The sequence below is a fragment of the Pseudomonas sp. LBUM1676 genome (genome assembly GCF_059695605.1).
Window position 1 is genome coordinate 4,026,371 of the sequence record NZ_CP166777.1, and the last position, 13,381, is coordinate 4,039,751.

13 protein-coding genes are annotated in these 13,381 nt (G+C 61.6%); 8 read left to right on the forward strand and 5 right to left on the reverse strand.

Annotated features, from left to right (window positions below):
• Positions 1-19: 19 nt before the first annotated feature.
• From ACA041_RS18575 to glnT, 3 genes are all read right to left on the reverse strand, one after another.
• Positions 20-703 carry a protein glxC gene (locus tag ACA041_RS18575; protein WP_497435401.1) on the reverse strand — a complete coding sequence of 228 codons (684 nt, stop codon included), beginning with the start codon at positions 701-703 and terminating at the stop codon, positions 20-22.
• A gap of 11 nt (positions 704-714) precedes the next feature.
• The gene (locus ACA041_RS18580; protein WP_497435405.1) at positions 715-1,620 is read right to left on the reverse strand and encodes a class II glutamine amidotransferase; all 906 of its coding nucleotides are present in this window, start codon (positions 1,618-1,620) and stop codon (positions 715-717) included.
• A 72-nt stretch (positions 1,621-1,692) separates the two neighbouring features.
• Positions 1,693-3,027 carry a type III glutamate--ammonia ligase gene (gene glnT, locus ACA041_RS18585; RefSeq protein WP_497435410.1) on the reverse strand — a complete coding sequence of 445 codons (1,335 nt, stop codon included), beginning with the start codon at positions 3,025-3,027 and terminating at the stop codon, positions 1,693-1,695.
• 282 nt (positions 3,028-3,309) lie between these two features.
• Here glnT and ACA041_RS18590 point away from each other — a divergent pair, with 282 nt between their 5' ends.
• The 8 genes from ACA041_RS18590 to ACA041_RS18625 all read left to right on the forward strand — a co-directional run bounded on the left by ACA041_RS18590 (position 3,310) and on the right by ACA041_RS18625 (position 11,222).
• The gene (locus ACA041_RS18590) at positions 3,310-3,909 is read left to right on the forward strand and encodes a helix-turn-helix domain-containing protein (protein WP_046052997.1); all 600 of its coding nucleotides are present in this window, start codon (positions 3,310-3,312) and stop codon (positions 3,907-3,909) included.
• A 240-nt stretch (positions 3,910-4,149) separates the two neighbouring features.
• A complete protein-coding gene (gene purU / locus ACA041_RS18595) occupies positions 4,150-5,016 on the forward strand; it encodes a formyltetrahydrofolate deformylase (protein WP_497435415.1) in 867 nt (288 codons plus the stop codon).
• Positions 5,013-5,918: a bifunctional methylenetetrahydrofolate dehydrogenase/methenyltetrahydrofolate cyclohydrolase FolD gene (gene folD / locus ACA041_RS18600; protein WP_497435420.1), complete on the forward strand. Its 906-nt coding sequence runs from the start codon at positions 5,013-5,015 to the stop codon at positions 5,916-5,918. The genes purU and folD overlap by 4 nt, the downstream gene beginning before the upstream one ends.
• A complete protein-coding gene (locus tag ACA041_RS18605; RefSeq protein WP_497435424.1) occupies positions 5,900-7,141 on the forward strand; it encodes an FAD-dependent oxidoreductase in 1,242 nt (413 codons plus the stop codon). Before folD ends, ACA041_RS18605 begins: the two co-directional genes overlap by 19 nt.
• Before the next feature lie 13 nt (positions 7,142-7,154).
• Positions 7,155-7,454, forward strand: a complete 300-nt coding sequence (locus tag ACA041_RS18610; protein WP_497435428.1) for a sarcosine oxidase subunit delta — start codon at positions 7,155-7,157, stop codon at positions 7,452-7,454.
• Entirely contained in the window at positions 7,451-10,348 is a 2,898-nt protein-coding gene (locus ACA041_RS18615; protein WP_497435433.1) for an FAD-dependent oxidoreductase, read from the forward strand. Before ACA041_RS18610 ends, ACA041_RS18615 begins: the two co-directional genes overlap by 4 nt.
• A 3-nt stretch (positions 10,349-10,351) precedes the next feature.
• Positions 10,352-10,927: a sarcosine oxidase subunit gamma gene (locus ACA041_RS18620; RefSeq protein WP_497442112.1), complete on the forward strand. Its 576-nt coding sequence runs from the start codon at positions 10,352-10,354 to the stop codon at positions 10,925-10,927.
• Positions 10,928-10,994: 67 nt separating this feature from the next.
• Entirely contained in the window at positions 10,995-11,222 is a 228-nt protein-coding gene (locus tag ACA041_RS18625; protein ID WP_497435438.1) for a DUF6555 family protein, read from the forward strand.
• A gap of 211 nt (positions 11,223-11,433) precedes the next feature.
• Here the strand turns inward: ACA041_RS18625 and ACA041_RS18630 are convergent, their stop codons facing one another.
• Positions 11,434-12,780 (reverse strand): glutamine synthetase family protein, encoded by a 1,347-nt coding sequence (locus tag ACA041_RS18630; protein WP_497435441.1) that lies wholly within the window; start codon positions 12,778-12,780, stop codon positions 11,434-11,436.
• A 23-nt stretch (positions 12,781-12,803) separates the two neighbouring features.
• On the reverse strand, positions 12,804-13,358 hold the full coding sequence (locus ACA041_RS18635; RefSeq protein ID WP_497435445.1) for a helix-turn-helix domain-containing protein: 555 nt from the start codon (positions 13,356-13,358) through the stop codon (positions 12,804-12,806).
• Between the last annotated feature and the right edge of the window lie 23 nt (positions 13,359-13,381).

Genomic DNA, 13,381 nt, shown 5'->3' on the forward strand with positions numbered 1-13,381 from the left:
TCTGTTCTCCTCGCGCGGATCAGTACGCGGACGCGTTATCGACTTTGAAGTTGTACAACTGACGGGCCGAGCCATAGCGCTTGAAATCAGCCGCCTTGTGCTCGAAACCGGCACGGTTGAGCAGCACTTGCAGTTCTTCCAGGTGCTCGGCGCGCATCTCTTTCTCGACGCAATCGGAACCCAGGGACTCGACCGTACCTTTCACATAGATGTGGGTCTCGTACAACGAATCGCCCAGGGCATCGCCGGCATCGCCACAGACCACCAGGCGCCCGGCCTGGCCCATGAAGCAGCTCATGTGGCCGATGCTGCCGCCTACCACGATGTCGATGCCCTTCATGGAAATCCCGCAACGGGCCCCGGCATCGCCTTCGATCACCAGCAGTCCGCCATGGGCCGTGGCCCCGGCCGCCTGGGAGGCGCTGCCTTTGACCCGGACGTAGCCGGACATCATGTTCTCGGCGCAACCGACGCCGACATTGCCGTGAACGGTGATCGAGGCCTTCTGGTTCATGCCCGCGCAGTAGTAACCGGCGTGGCCCTGGATATCGATGGACACGGCCTGGTTCACCCCGACCGCAAGGTTGTGCTTGCCGTTGGAATGAGTCACTACCCACTCGCGGTCTTCAACGGTGTTCGCCTGGTCGTGCAGCGACTGGTTGAGTTCACGCACGGTGGCAGTGGAAAGATCGATGGTTTTCATGTGTGCGCTCCTTAAGCTGACTCGCGTTCCCAGATGTACAGGGTGGCCGGTGCCGGCTCCCAGATCCTGGCGTGTTCGATGCCCGGCAGGCTCGACAGCGCCTGGTATTCCGAGGCCATGGCGACGTAGTCGTCGGTCTCGGCGAGGATCGCCGGCTTGCAGGCGATCGGATCGCGGATCACCGCAAAACCGTTGCGGGTGCCAATGGCGAAGGTGAAGAAACCGTCCAGGTCCTCCAGGGCATGATCCAGCGCCTCTTTCAGCGAATCGCCCTGCTGCAGGCGCCAGGTCAGGTAGCCGGCGGCCACTTCGGTGTCGTTGTCGGTCTCGAATTGAATGCCTTCGCGCTTGAGTTCCTGGCGCAGGCGGAAGTGGTTGGACAGCGAACCGTTGTGCACCAGGCACAGGTCGGCTCCGGTGGAAAACGGGTGGCTGCCTTCCATGGTCACCGCGCTTTCGGTGGCCATGCGGGTGTGGCCGATGATGTGACTGCCCTGCATGCCGGCCAGGCCGAAGCGCTGGGAAATCTCCTGGGGCAAGCCCATGCCCTTGAGAATTTCGATGCTCTGCCCGGCGCTCATGATGCGCACGCTCGGCGCCAGTTCGGCGAGGGCCAGGCGCACCGGCGCCTCTTCGGCGTGGATCTTGAGCACGGCGGCGCTGGCGTTCTGAAACCAGTCCAGGGAACAGCCCAGGCGCCCTTCCAGATCGCCCATCAAGGTTTTCCAGTCAAAGCCTTCAGTGGTCGCCTGCAGGGTCAATTTGACCCAGCCATCGGCCACTTCATCGCCGTAGATGGCGAAGCCGGCACTGTCCGGGCCACGATCGGTCATGGCCTGCAACATGGGTTCGAACAGCTTGCCCAGCCGGGATTCCAGCTGCGGATTTTTCAGGTACAGACCTACGATTCCACACATATCAACGCTCCTTCGGAGGCAGTGAACGCCCGACGCTATGCCGGGTGCCCGAATGGTTGTCAAAACACAGAGTCAGAAAAATTCGGTGTAGCGCTGGATCTCCCAATCGGAGACGTGGCGGCTGTATTCCACCCACTCCATGCGCTTGAGCTTGATGAACTCGCCGACGATCTGCGGGCCCAGGACCTCGGCGAACAGAGGGTCGGCTTCCAGCGCGTCGCAGGCTTCCTTGAGCGATTGCGGCAGGGTCTTGATGCCGCGCGCGGCGATCTGCTCCAGGCTCAGGCTGTAGAGGTTTTCATTGCAGACGTGGTCGATTTCCAGCTGGCGGTCGATGCCATCCAGGCCGGCGGCGATGATCGCGGCGCTGACCAGATAGGGGTTGCAACCGGCGTCCGGCAGGCGGAATTCCAGGCGGCCATAAGGCACCCGCACCATCGCCGAACGGTTGTTGGCGCCGAAGGCAATGAAGGCCGGGGCCCAGGTCGCGCCGGACAACGAGTTGCCGACCACCAGACGCTTGTAGGAGTTGACCGTCGGCGCGGCAAAGGCACAGAGCGCCGGGCCGTGGGCGAGCAAACCGGCGGCGAAGTGATAAGCCAGTTTCGACAGGCCCATGCCACTCGGATCGCTGGCGTCATGGAACAGGTTCTTGTTCTCGGCGCTGCCTATCGACAGGTGAAAGTGCATGCCGTTGCCGGCGCGTTTCGGGTCGGGCTTGGGCATGAACGAGCAGATCATGCCCAGGTCGTTGGCGATCTCGCCGGCGGCCATGCGAAAGAACGTGAAGCGATCCGCCGAAGTCATGGCATCGCTGTAGGTGTAGTTGATCTCGAACTGGCCGTTGGCGTCCTCGTGGTCGATTTGATAGACCTCGAAATCCACCGCCTGCAAGGCTTCGGTCAGCCGCTCAAGGAAAACCCGGGAGCGCGACAGGCCTTTGTAGTCGTAGCAAGGCTTGTCCAGGTTATCGCTGGGATCGACCAGTTGCAGCTTGCCCTGCTCGTCGCGGCGCATCAGGTTGAATTCGGGCTCCAGGCCGGTGTTGAGGGTCCAGCCCTTTTCCTCCAGGCGTTGCACTTGTTGCTGCAACACATAACGGCTGTCGTACGGATGGGGTTTGCCGTCGACGTGGCCGACGCACACTACCCGCCCGTAACCCGGCTGCCAGGGCACCGGGGTCAGGGTGGACAAGTCGCCGCGGGCCATGAAGTCCGGACCATGGGGCTCCATGCCCATGCCGCTGATCGCAAACCCGGCAAAACCCGCCCCGTCTTCGGCGACGGTCTTTAGCCCACAGATCGGCACCGACTTGGTCTTGGCCGCACCGTGAATATCCACAAATTGCGCAAGCACGTACTTGATCCCGTGCTTGTCGATGATGCGCTGGGTTTCTGCTGGCAACATTGCTCGTCACTCCTCGCGAAAGGCAAAACATTCTGGATGGGCCTAGACCGTCTTTTTATTCCTAAAAAGAAAGTTATTTTCCCAATAGGAATGCAAAGCCCTTGCCAGATCCGCGAGTGAAACGTCGAAACGCCGTGACAGGCGCTTTTGTGCTGTATATATGGGAATATTCTTTTCCCTGTGGGAATACTGCCTGCAGGACAGGCGCCAAGCGTCACCATTTGCACTTTCTCAGTGCGAAACTAATATTACTGAACGGAAAGTGTGCAGGATCTGATGACTATGTCGACCGAAACCGCCCCGCGCCTCAAGCTTGAGCAATATCTGGGATTGCAGATCAAGCGCCAGCGCCAGGCTCAGGATCTGAAATTGTCAGACGTGGCCAAGATTGCCGATATCAGTCAGGGCATGTTGAGCAAGATCGAAAACGCCCAGGTGTCCACCAGCCTTGATACCCTGAGCCGTCTGTGCGACGTGCTCGGCCTGCCACTGTCCAAGTTGTTCAGCGAATATGACCAGCAGGACGGCAGCGCGCTGTTGGTCAAGGCCGATCAGGGCATGGAAGTGGTGCGCCGCGGCACCGAGAAAGGCCATACGTACCATTTGCTCAACCACACCCGTGGGCCGAAGAAGAGCTTCGAGGCCTACATGGTCAGCATGGATGACGCGAGTGAGGAGTTTCCGACCTTCTCCCACCCCGGCACCGAATTCCTCCACCTGCTGGAAGGTGAACTGATCTATCGCCACGGCAATCAGCTGTACCGCATGGAGGCGGGGGACAGCCTGACGTTCGAAGGTGAAATTCCTCACGGTCCGGAGCAGTTGGTGCACGTGCCGATCCGCCTGCTGTCGATCATGAATTACGGCAGCGACAAAGAGTAACGCCCCCTCTTCCCCCGCTTTGCCCCGCCTTGAGGCCGACCCACGTCGGCCTCACGCATTTTCCTGTCAGTTAAAAAACTTTCTTAAAAGCTCTGGACGCGGCGCGACCATTCCCCTATAAAGCCACCAATAGGAATATATTATTCCCCACAAGAAAACGCGCTCAAGGAAGAGCCCCGCTGTCCGCTGACATTTTTTTCGCTATGCGATGAGCTGCCGCCATCATCCCGAGGACGTGTCATGCAACACGAAAAAAACCACTTCATCATCAAGATCACCTGTCCCGCGGTGTCCGGCATCGTCGCTGCCGTCACCACCTACCTGGCGGACAACGGTTGCTACATCGGGGAGATGGCGCAATTCGACGACGATTTCAGCGGCCGTTTTTTCATGCGTGCGGTGTTCCGCTTCAACGACGGCCATCAGGGCGACATTCAACAGATCAAGGACGGTTTCGCCGACGTTGCCCAGGCCTTCGACATGACCTGGGAATTGCACGACACCCGCGAACCGATGCGCGTGCTGCTGATGGTCAGCAAGTTCGACCACTGCCTCACCGACCTGCTCTACCGCTACCACAAGGGCGAGATGGACATGACCATCACCGCCATCGTCTCCAACCACCTCGACCTGCGGCCCATGGCCGAGCGCGAGGGCATTCGCTTCATCTACCTGCCCGTGACCAAGGACACCAAGGCCCGGCAGGAAGCCGAGCTGATGAAGATCGTCGATGACACCGGCACCGAACTGGTGGTGCTGGCGCGCTACATGCAGATCCTCTCCGACGACTTGTGCAAACAACTTTCAGGCCGGGCGATCAACATTCATCACTCGTTCCTGCCCGGCTTCAAGGGCGCCAAGCCCTATCACCAGGCCTACCAGCGCGGTGTGAAACTGATCGGCGCCACCGCCCATTACGTCACCAGCGACCTCGACGAGGGACCGATCATCGAGCAGGAAGTGCAGCGCGTCGATCATGTCTACCTGCCCGACGACCTGGTCGCCACCGGCCGTGACACCGAAACCGTGGCCCTGTCGAAGGCGGTCAAGTACCACCTCGAACACCGGGTGTTCCTCAACCAGGACAGAACGGTGATCTTCCGGTGAGCACACATACATTGATTGACGGCAAAGCCGCGGCCGCCCGCGTCCTGATACAAGTTCGCAAGGACGTGGACAGCCTGCGCGAGCAAGACATTCAACCGGCGCTGGCGGTGATTCTGGTGGGCAGCGACCCGGCCAGCCAGGTCTACGTGCGCAACAAGATCCTGCGTGCCGAAGAGGTGGGCATCCGCTCCGTGGAGCACCGGCTGTCCACCGACACCAGCACCGAACAACTGCTGAACCTGATCACGACATTGAATGCCGACCGCTCGATCAACGGCATCCTCCTGCAATTGCCGTTGCCGGCGCACATGGACGAATTACGCGCCCTGGAGGCCATCGCCCCGGACAAGGATGTCGACGGTTTCCACAGTCAGAACGTCGGCGGGCTCAGCCAGGGTCGCACGGTGCTTGCGCCTTGTACCCCCAGCGGCTGCCTGTATTTGCTGGAGCAAACCTGCGGTGATCTGCGGGGTAAACACGCGGTTGTGATCGGCCGCTCTAACATCGTCGGCAAACCCATGGCCGCCCTGCTGCTCAAGGCCGACTGCTCGGTGACCGTGCTGCATTCGCGCAGTCGCGATGCGCAGGCCCTGTGTCGCCAGGCTGACATCGTGATTGCCGCCGTGGGTCGGCCGAGGCTGATCGACGCCAGTTGGCTCAAGCCCGGTGCGGTGGTGATCGACGTCGGTATCAACCGCATCGACGACGCTGGCCGCAGCCGTCTGGTAGGGGACGTCGACTTCGACAGCGCCCTGCCCCACGTCGCGGCGATCACCCCGGTACCCGGTGGTGTCGGCCCGATGACCATCGCCTTCCTGATGAAAAACACCGTGACCGCAGCCCTTGCGCAACACCAGGCTCAACGCAGCCAATCGGAGGCCCTATGCCATTCAATCTATTGAAATACGGGCTGAGTTCGCAGTACCCGGTGGAAGTGGATTTGCCGCCACCGAAGGACCTCAAGGCCAGCTATGACGTAGTGATCATCGGCGCTGGCGGCCATGGCCTGGCCACCGCTTACTACCTGGCCAGGTATCACGGCATCAGCAACATCGCGGTGCTGGAGAAAGGCTATCTGGGCGGCGGCAATACCGCGCGCAACACCGCGGTGATCCGCTCCAATTACCTGACCAGCGAAGGCGTGCGTTTTTATGCCGAGTCGGTGCGGATGTTCCAGTCGCTGTCCAACGAATTCGATTTCAACATCATGTACTCCGAGCGCGGCCAGTTGACCCTGGCCCACACCGACGCCACGGTGCGTTCGTTCCGTCAGCGCGCCGAGGTCAACAAGCACTTCGGCGGGCGCACCGAGATGATCGATCGTCAGCAGATTCGCGAACTGGTGCCCAGTCTCAACCTCGATCCCGGCCACTTGCCGGTGATCGCCGGACTCTGGCACCTCGACGGCGCCACCGCGCGCCACGACGCGGTGGCCTGGGGTTACGCCAAGCAGGCGGCCAAGCGCGGGGTGGAAATCCATCAGCTCACTGAAGTCCAGGACCTGATCATCGAGAACGGCGCCATCACTGCGGTGAAAACCAATCGCGGCACCATCAAGTGCGGTTGCGCGGTGCAGGCGATTGCCGGTCACAGCTCGTTGCTGATGGCCAAGGCCGGGATTCGTTCGCCGATCCAGACCTTCCCCCTGCAAGCGATGGTCACTCAGCCATTCAAGCCGTTTCTCGATCCGCTGGTGAGCTCCTCCGCCCTGCACTGCTACGTGCAACAGACCAGCCGTGGCGAGGTGGTGTTCGGCGGTGGTTCCGACCCGTATCCGCTGTTCAATACCCGTTCCACCCTCGACTTGAAGGAAAGCCTGCTGGCCCATGCGATCGAGATGTTCCCGTTCCTGGCCAACGCCAAGCTGATGCGCCAATGGGCCGGGATCACCGACATGACCCCGGACTACAGCCCGATCATGGGCCTGTCGCCGGTGAAGAATTACTACCTCGACGCCGGCTGGGGCACCTGGGGCTTCAAGGCCACGCCGATCTGCGGCAAGACCATGGCCGAGCTGGTGGCCAGCGGCGGCAAGGTGCCGGAGCTGATCAAACCTTTCGGCCTGGAACGTTTCTCGACCTTCCAGCAAGTCAACGAAATGGGCGCCACGGCGGCCAGTCACTGACGGAGAGCGGACTATGAAAATCATGACCTGCCCGCTCAACGGGCCACGCAATATCAGCGAGTTCAGCTATGGCGGTGAATTCAAACCCATGCCCGATCCGCTGACCTGCAGCGACGCCGAATGGGCCGACTACGTGTTCAACACCGACAACCTCGCCGGCGTGGTGCGCGAGTGGTGGATGCACACCCCGTCGAGCTACTGGTTCCTGGCGGAACGTCACACCGTCAGCGATGAAATCCTGCGCACCTTCGACCCTAAAGAACTGTTCACCACCCGCGTCGACTTCAGCGCCGCCAAGGAGATCGCCGGATGAATCGCCTACCCGCCCCCATGGGCTTGCTGATCGACCGTGATCAGCCGCTGGATTTCAGTTTCGACGGCCACCGCTACCAGGGTTTGCAAGGCGACAGCATCGCCAGCGCACTGCTGGCCAACGGGCGCTTCCTGATCTCCCGTTCGTTCAAATACCATCGCCCCCGCGGCCCGCTGACCATGGCCGGCCAGGACGCCCACAGCCTGGTGCAGCTGCCCCAGGAGCCAAACGTGCTGGCCGATGCCCACGCCTTGACCGCCGGTTTGCAGGTCACGGCGCAGAACGTCAATGGCTCGCTGGACAACGACAAGGACGCCTACCTCGGCAAGTTCTCGAAGTTCATGCCGGTGGGCTTCTACTACCGCTCGTTCTACAAGCCCAAGGGCATGTGGAAAATCTGGGAACCGATCATTCGCAAAAAAGCCGGGCTCGGTGTGCTCGACCTCAAGTTCCGGCCCGAGTACTACGACAAAGCCTACCTGTTCACTGATATCGCGGTGATCGGCGCCGGGCCTGCCGGCCTGCATGCAGCGCTGGCGGCGGCCAATGCCGGGGCCAAGGTGCTGCTCATCGAACAACAACCGGTACTCGGCGGCTCGCTGACCTATGCCCGCTTCGATATCGAAGGCCAACGAGCCGAGCCCCTGCGCCGCGAACTGCTGGCCGCGGTGCAGCAGCACGCCAATATCCGCATCCTCACCGAAGCCACCTGCAACGCCTGGTTCACCGACAACTACCTGCCGGTGATCCAGGGCAAGCGTATGTACAAGGTGCGTGCCCGCCAGTGCCTGGTGTGCAGCGGCGCCTTCGATCAGCCGGTGATCTTTCGCAATAACGACCTGCCGGGGGTGATGCTGACCAGTGCCGCGCAACGGCTGATGAGGCTGTATGCGGTCAAGCCGGGCAAACGCGCCGTGGTGCTGACGGGCAACGATGACGGTTACCTCGCTGCGCTGGACTTGCATGATCAAGGGGTGGAAGTGGTCGCCGTGGTGGACCTGCGCCCGGGGCCTTCGGACGAATCCCTGCTGCGCGCCCTGGCGCAACGCAAGATCTACCGCCAGGGCAGCAGCACCGTCTATGAAGCCCTGCACGAGAAAGGCATGCGCCATATCAGTGGCGTCGACGTGCGCAAGATCACCGCACAGGGCCAGGTCGCCGAAAGCGGACAGCGCCTGGATTGCGATTTGTTGTGCATGTCCGCCGGTTACATGCCGGTCTACCAACTGCTGTGCCAGGCCGGCGGCAAACTGGCCTACGACGACCAACGTGCGGAGTTCACGATCAGCGGCCTGCCGCAGAACCTGAAGGTCGCAGGCTCGGTCAATGCTCGTCACCACCTGGATAACGTGATCGCCGACGGCGTGAATGCCGGTACCGAGGCCGCGCTCGCCCTGGGTCTGGTGGTGGGTGCACAGCGCGCGCCACTCATCGGTGAAGCCCGGGTCAACTTCAACTGGCCGATCTTCCCCCACCCCAAGGGCAAGGATTTCGTCGACTTCGACGAGGACTTGCAAGTGGCCGATATCGTCAACGCCACCCGCATCGGCTATCGCGACGTGCAACTGGTCAAGCGCTACTCCACGGTCGGCATGGGTCCGTCCCAGGGCCGTCACTCGGCGCTGCCGACCGCGCGGCTGGTGGCCTGGGCGACCCGGCGCAACATCAGCGAAACCGGCGTCACCACGGCGCGTCCGCCCTTTGTGGCCGAGAAGCTGGCGCATGTCGCCGGCCGCGCGTTCGACCCGTACCGGCAAACGCCGATGCATGCCCGCCACCTGCAAGCCGGGGCGAAGATGATGCCCGCCGGCATCTGGCAACGTCCGGCGTACTACGGCAACGCCAGGGATCGCGAGGCGTGCATGCAGGCCGAAGCCCTGCACGTGCGCAACAAGGTCGGCCTGATCGACGTCTCGACCCTGGGCGGCCTGGACGTGCGCGGCCCGGACGCTGCCGAGTTGCTTAACCGGATGTACACCTTCGCCTTTCTCAAGCAGCCGATCGGTCGCTCGCGTTATGCGCTGATGACCAACGAGCACGGGGTGGTGATCGACGACGGCGTCTGCGCGCGGTTTGCCGAGAACCATTTCTACGTCACCGCCACCACCAGCGGCGTCGACCGGATCTACCAGCAGATGCTCAAGTGGAACGCGCAATGGCGCCTGGATGTGGACGTCGCCAACGTCACTGCGGCGATCTGCGCGGTCAACGTCGCCGGGCCCGATGCGCGCAAGGTGCTGGAACAAGTCTGCACCGACCTCGACCTGAGCGCCGCAGGCTTCCCTTACCTGGGCGTGCGGCAGGGCACGGTCGCCGGGATCAAGGCGCGCTTGCTGCGGGTCGGCTTTGTCGGCGAACTGGGCTATGAAATCCACGTCCCGGCACGCCACGGGCTCAAGCTGTGGGACGCATTGATGGACGCTGGCAAGGCGTTCGACATTCGCCCCTTCGGCGTCGAGACCCAGCGTCTGCTGCGCCTGGAGAAAGGCCACGTGATCATCAGCCAGGACACCGACGGCATGACCCACCCGGCAGAAATCGACATGGGCTGGGCGGTCAGCCGCAGCAAGCCGTTCTTCGTCGGCCGGCGCTCCGTGGACATCCTCGAAGCCCAGCCACTGAAACGCAAACTGGTGGGCTTCGCGTTGCCCAAGGGCAGTCTGCAACCCCTCGAGGGCCACCTGGTGCTCAAGGGGCCGGACATCAGCGGTAATGTAACCTCCTGCGAGTATTCCGCCAGCCTGGGCAAGATCATCGGCCTGGCCTATGCCGGCATCGACCAGAGCACGCCAGGGCAACGAATTCCGATCCGCGTCGAAGGCGGTATCGTGGTCCAGGCCGAGGTGGTCAAGCTGCCCTTCTTCGATCCAGACAACCAACGCCAGGAGCTTTGAATGATGACCAGCCTGAGAGAACAACCCCGTGTTGGCCGGCAAACCCTGACGCCGTTGCCAGGCTGCAGCCTGACGGACCTGACTGACCTGTCCCGGGTCGGTTTCCGCGGCGCCCACAGCGCCGAGTACCTGCGCAGCCGTGGTTTCGCCCTGCCCGATGCGCCTAACCGCGCTGTGACTCAAGCCGATGGCAGCCAGGTGGCGCGGCTATCGCAGACCGAATACCTGCTGCTGGGCAGCCCCGAGGATCAAGGCCAGCGCATGGCGGATGAAGAGGCCCGTTGGGAACTGGATCATCAGGCCAATTACCTGCTGCCGCGCCAGGACAGCCATGCCTGGTTTCAGCTGTCGGGGGAAAACCCGAGTGAAGTGATGGCCAAGCTCTGCGGCGTTGACCTGAGTCCGCAGGCGTTCGGCCCGGGGGCTGTGGCGCAGACGTCGGCGGCACGCATCAACGTGATCGTGATCAACCCCGGCAGCGCCCGGCAAGCGAGCCTGCACATCCTTTGCGACCGGGCGTCCCAGGCGTATTTCCAGGAGGCCATGCTGGACGCGATGGAGGAATTCAAGGCGCGTTGAAGTCCGAAAAAAAAGGGAACTGGCACTACGCCATTCATGTCGTAGTGGCATCACCCTGGAGACTCGGATGCGCCCCCGGCATTTTGAAATCACATACTGCTTCAAACAAAATCGCCTGGATTTTATCCAGCCGGACTCGCACATGACTGATGAAGACGCCTGGTACTACGCTTGCCTGCATGCGGGTATCGAGCTTTTGTATGGGGAAAATCACGCGCAAAAAAATCACCCGGCGCTACGCGAGCACGCGGAAAAATCAGGTTTGACCGACGTCAGGTGGGTGGAACTGCCATAGCTTTTCAGCGAGCTTGGGTGCCCGTTAAATGGCAGGCAAAAAAAATCCCGGGCAGCTGATGGACGCCCGGGACTTAAAAATGCATAAACCGTGGTGGTGAACGCGGGGCGAATATTACGGAATATTTCGTCCTGTAACAAGATATTTTGACTCACCATCCAGTTACTAATGTTTCCAAGTCCTTATATATCCACACTATTTTTAAGGTGACCTACAAAAACCAGCGGTATTCCCGTGCACTGATTTCCTGCATGAATGTCAGGTGATCCTGACGCTTGTTCTCGCAGTAGACCTCCACGAACTCCGCGCCCAAGCCTTCGCGCAACGGCGTATGGCCTTGCATCGACTGCACCGCTTCCAACATTTCCAACGGGAAATCGATGCCACTGTCGCGATCTTCGTTGAGCGGGGCAATAGGTTCGCGACCGGCGGCGAGTCCTTGTTCCAACCCCACCAGAATGGCCGCCAGCACCAGATACGGGTTGGCATCGGCGCCGGCCAGGCGATGTTCGATACGCAGATTGCGCTCATCCGATTCAGGCACCCGCAGGCACGCGTCGCGGTCTTCGAAACCCCAACTGGCACGGGTCGCGACGTTCACCGTGCCGCTCAGGCGGCGCATGGCATTGTGATTCGGGGCAAAGATCGGCATGCAATGCGGCAGTACTTCCAGACAGCCGGCCACGGCATGGCGCAGCGGCTGCTGCCCGTTGGCGGCCAACAGGTTGTGCCCCGCCTCGTCGTAGAGGCTCACATGCACATGCATTCCGCTGCCGGGGTGCTGCAAGTAAGGCTTGGCCATGAAACTGGCGCGATAGTTGTGCTTGAGCGCCACACCGCGGGTGCTGCGGCAAAACAGGGCAGCCCAGTCGGCGGCACGCAGACCGTCATCCAGGTGACCGAAGTTGATTTCGAACTGGCCCGGGCCCAGCTCGGCAGTGATCACCGTGGCATCGATGCCTTGCGCCCGCGCAGTCTCGACCATCTCATCGAGCACCGCTGAAAATCGCGACAGCCGCTCGATGTGCATGTTCGGCTGGTCGTCCGCATCATCGGTCAGCGGATCGCGCGGGAACCGGGGCAAGCCATCGTGTAATTGCCGATCGAACAGATAGAACTCCAGCTCAAACGCCACCACCGGGAAAATCCCTTTGCGGCCGAGCCGTTCCAGCACCTGCGCCAAGACTTCCCGGGGTTCGAAGACGATCGGTTTTTCCGTGCCGCTGGAGGTGATGAGCATCTGCCCCAGCGGCTGCTTTTCCCAGCCCACGAGTTTCAACGTGCCGGGCACCAGGCGCCGGGGCGCATCCGGGTCGCCGTCGTTGAAACAGTAATCCCCGATCTTGAACAGCCCGCCCTGGGTGCCGAGCAACACACAGTTCTGCGGCAGTTTGAGCGGGCTGCCGGCAGCGACCTTTTCCAGCATCTCGACCGGGTAGCGCTTGCCGTAGAAATGCCCGGGAATGTCCAGGGAGATCAGGTCCACATAACGCACATCCGGGTAGCGCTGACGGAAGTTGCGAACCTCGGCGAGCAGTTCAGAGCAGACAGCATCCATCGTTGTGATTCCTTGTTTTGTCATCAGGTGTAGACCCATAGCACTCGGGTAAGTCGGTCCGAGAGGTTGCCGTAGCGGCAGTGGGCATGACTGGCCAGCTGAAAACTGTCGCCGGTATGCAAGGTGACCGGCTTGTCGTCGGCCAGCCACAACGTCAGCTCGCCCTCCAGCACATAACCGCCCTGCTCCGAACTGTCATTGATGTGCCGGTCGCCGCTGCTGGCGCCGGGCTCCAGCTGGCTTTCCAGCATCGAGAACGAGGCGCGCATTTTCGGCGAGACCAGGATGTCGGTGATGCCGTCGGCGTAATACAGGGTGCGCCGCTCGTCTGGACGGGTCACCCACGGCAAGGCCATGGGTTTGGGCAAACTGTAGAAATAAGTGGTCGGCACGCCGAGGGTTTCGCTGATGGCCGTCAAGTCCGCCACCGTCGGCCGCGACAGTCCGCGCTCGACTTGCGAGAGAAAGCCCACGGAGCGACCGATCTTGTCCGCCAACTCCTTGAGCGTGTACTTCTTGTGCTTGCGCAGGTCCTGGATCAGGATCGCCAGCGCCGAGATTTCTTCTTGCATATCCATCTAAAAACTTCCGCAAAGGGTGC

Bases quoted from the DNA above. Each gene is read 5' to 3' on its own strand.
- ACA041_RS18625 (WP_497435438.1), top strand. From the start codon at position 10,995: ATGCGCCCCCGGCATTTTGAAATCACATACTGCTTCAAACAAAATCGC.
- purU (WP_497435415.1), top strand. From the start codon at position 4,150: ATGCAACACGAAAAAAACCACTTCATCATCAAGATCACCTGTCCCGCG.
- ACA041_RS18605 (WP_497435424.1), top strand. From the start codon at position 5,900: ATGCCATTCAATCTATTGAAATACGGGCTGAGTTCGCAGTACCCGGTG.
- glnT (WP_497435410.1), bottom strand. From the start codon at position 3,027: ATGTTGCCAGCAGAAACCCAGCGCATCATCGACAAGCACGGGATCAAG.
- ACA041_RS18590 (WP_046052997.1), top strand. From the start codon at position 3,310: ATGTCGACCGAAACCGCCCCGCGCCTCAAGCTTGAGCAATATCTGGGA.
- ACA041_RS18615 (WP_497435433.1), top strand. From the start codon at position 7,451: ATGAATCGCCTACCCGCCCCCATGGGCTTGCTGATCGACCGTGATCAG.
- ACA041_RS18630 (WP_497435441.1), bottom strand. From the start codon at position 12,780: ATGGATGCTGTCTGCTCTGAACTGCTCGCCGAGGTTCGCAACTTCCGT.
- ACA041_RS18635 (WP_497435445.1), bottom strand. From the start codon at position 13,358: ATGGATATGCAAGAAGAAATCTCGGCGCTGGCGATCCTGATCCAGGAC.
- ACA041_RS18610 (WP_497435428.1), top strand. From the start codon at position 7,155: ATGAAAATCATGACCTGCCCGCTCAACGGGCCACGCAATATCAGCGAG.
- ACA041_RS18620 (WP_497442112.1), top strand. From the start codon at position 10,352: ATGACCAGCCTGAGAGAACAACCCCGTGTTGGCCGGCAAACCCTGACG.
- ACA041_RS18575 (WP_497435401.1), bottom strand. From the start codon at position 703: ATGAAAACCATCGATCTTTCCACTGCCACCGTGCGTGAACTCAACCAG.
- ACA041_RS18580 (WP_497435405.1), bottom strand. From the start codon at position 1,620: ATGTGTGGAATCGTAGGTCTGTACCTGAAAAATCCGCAGCTGGAATCC.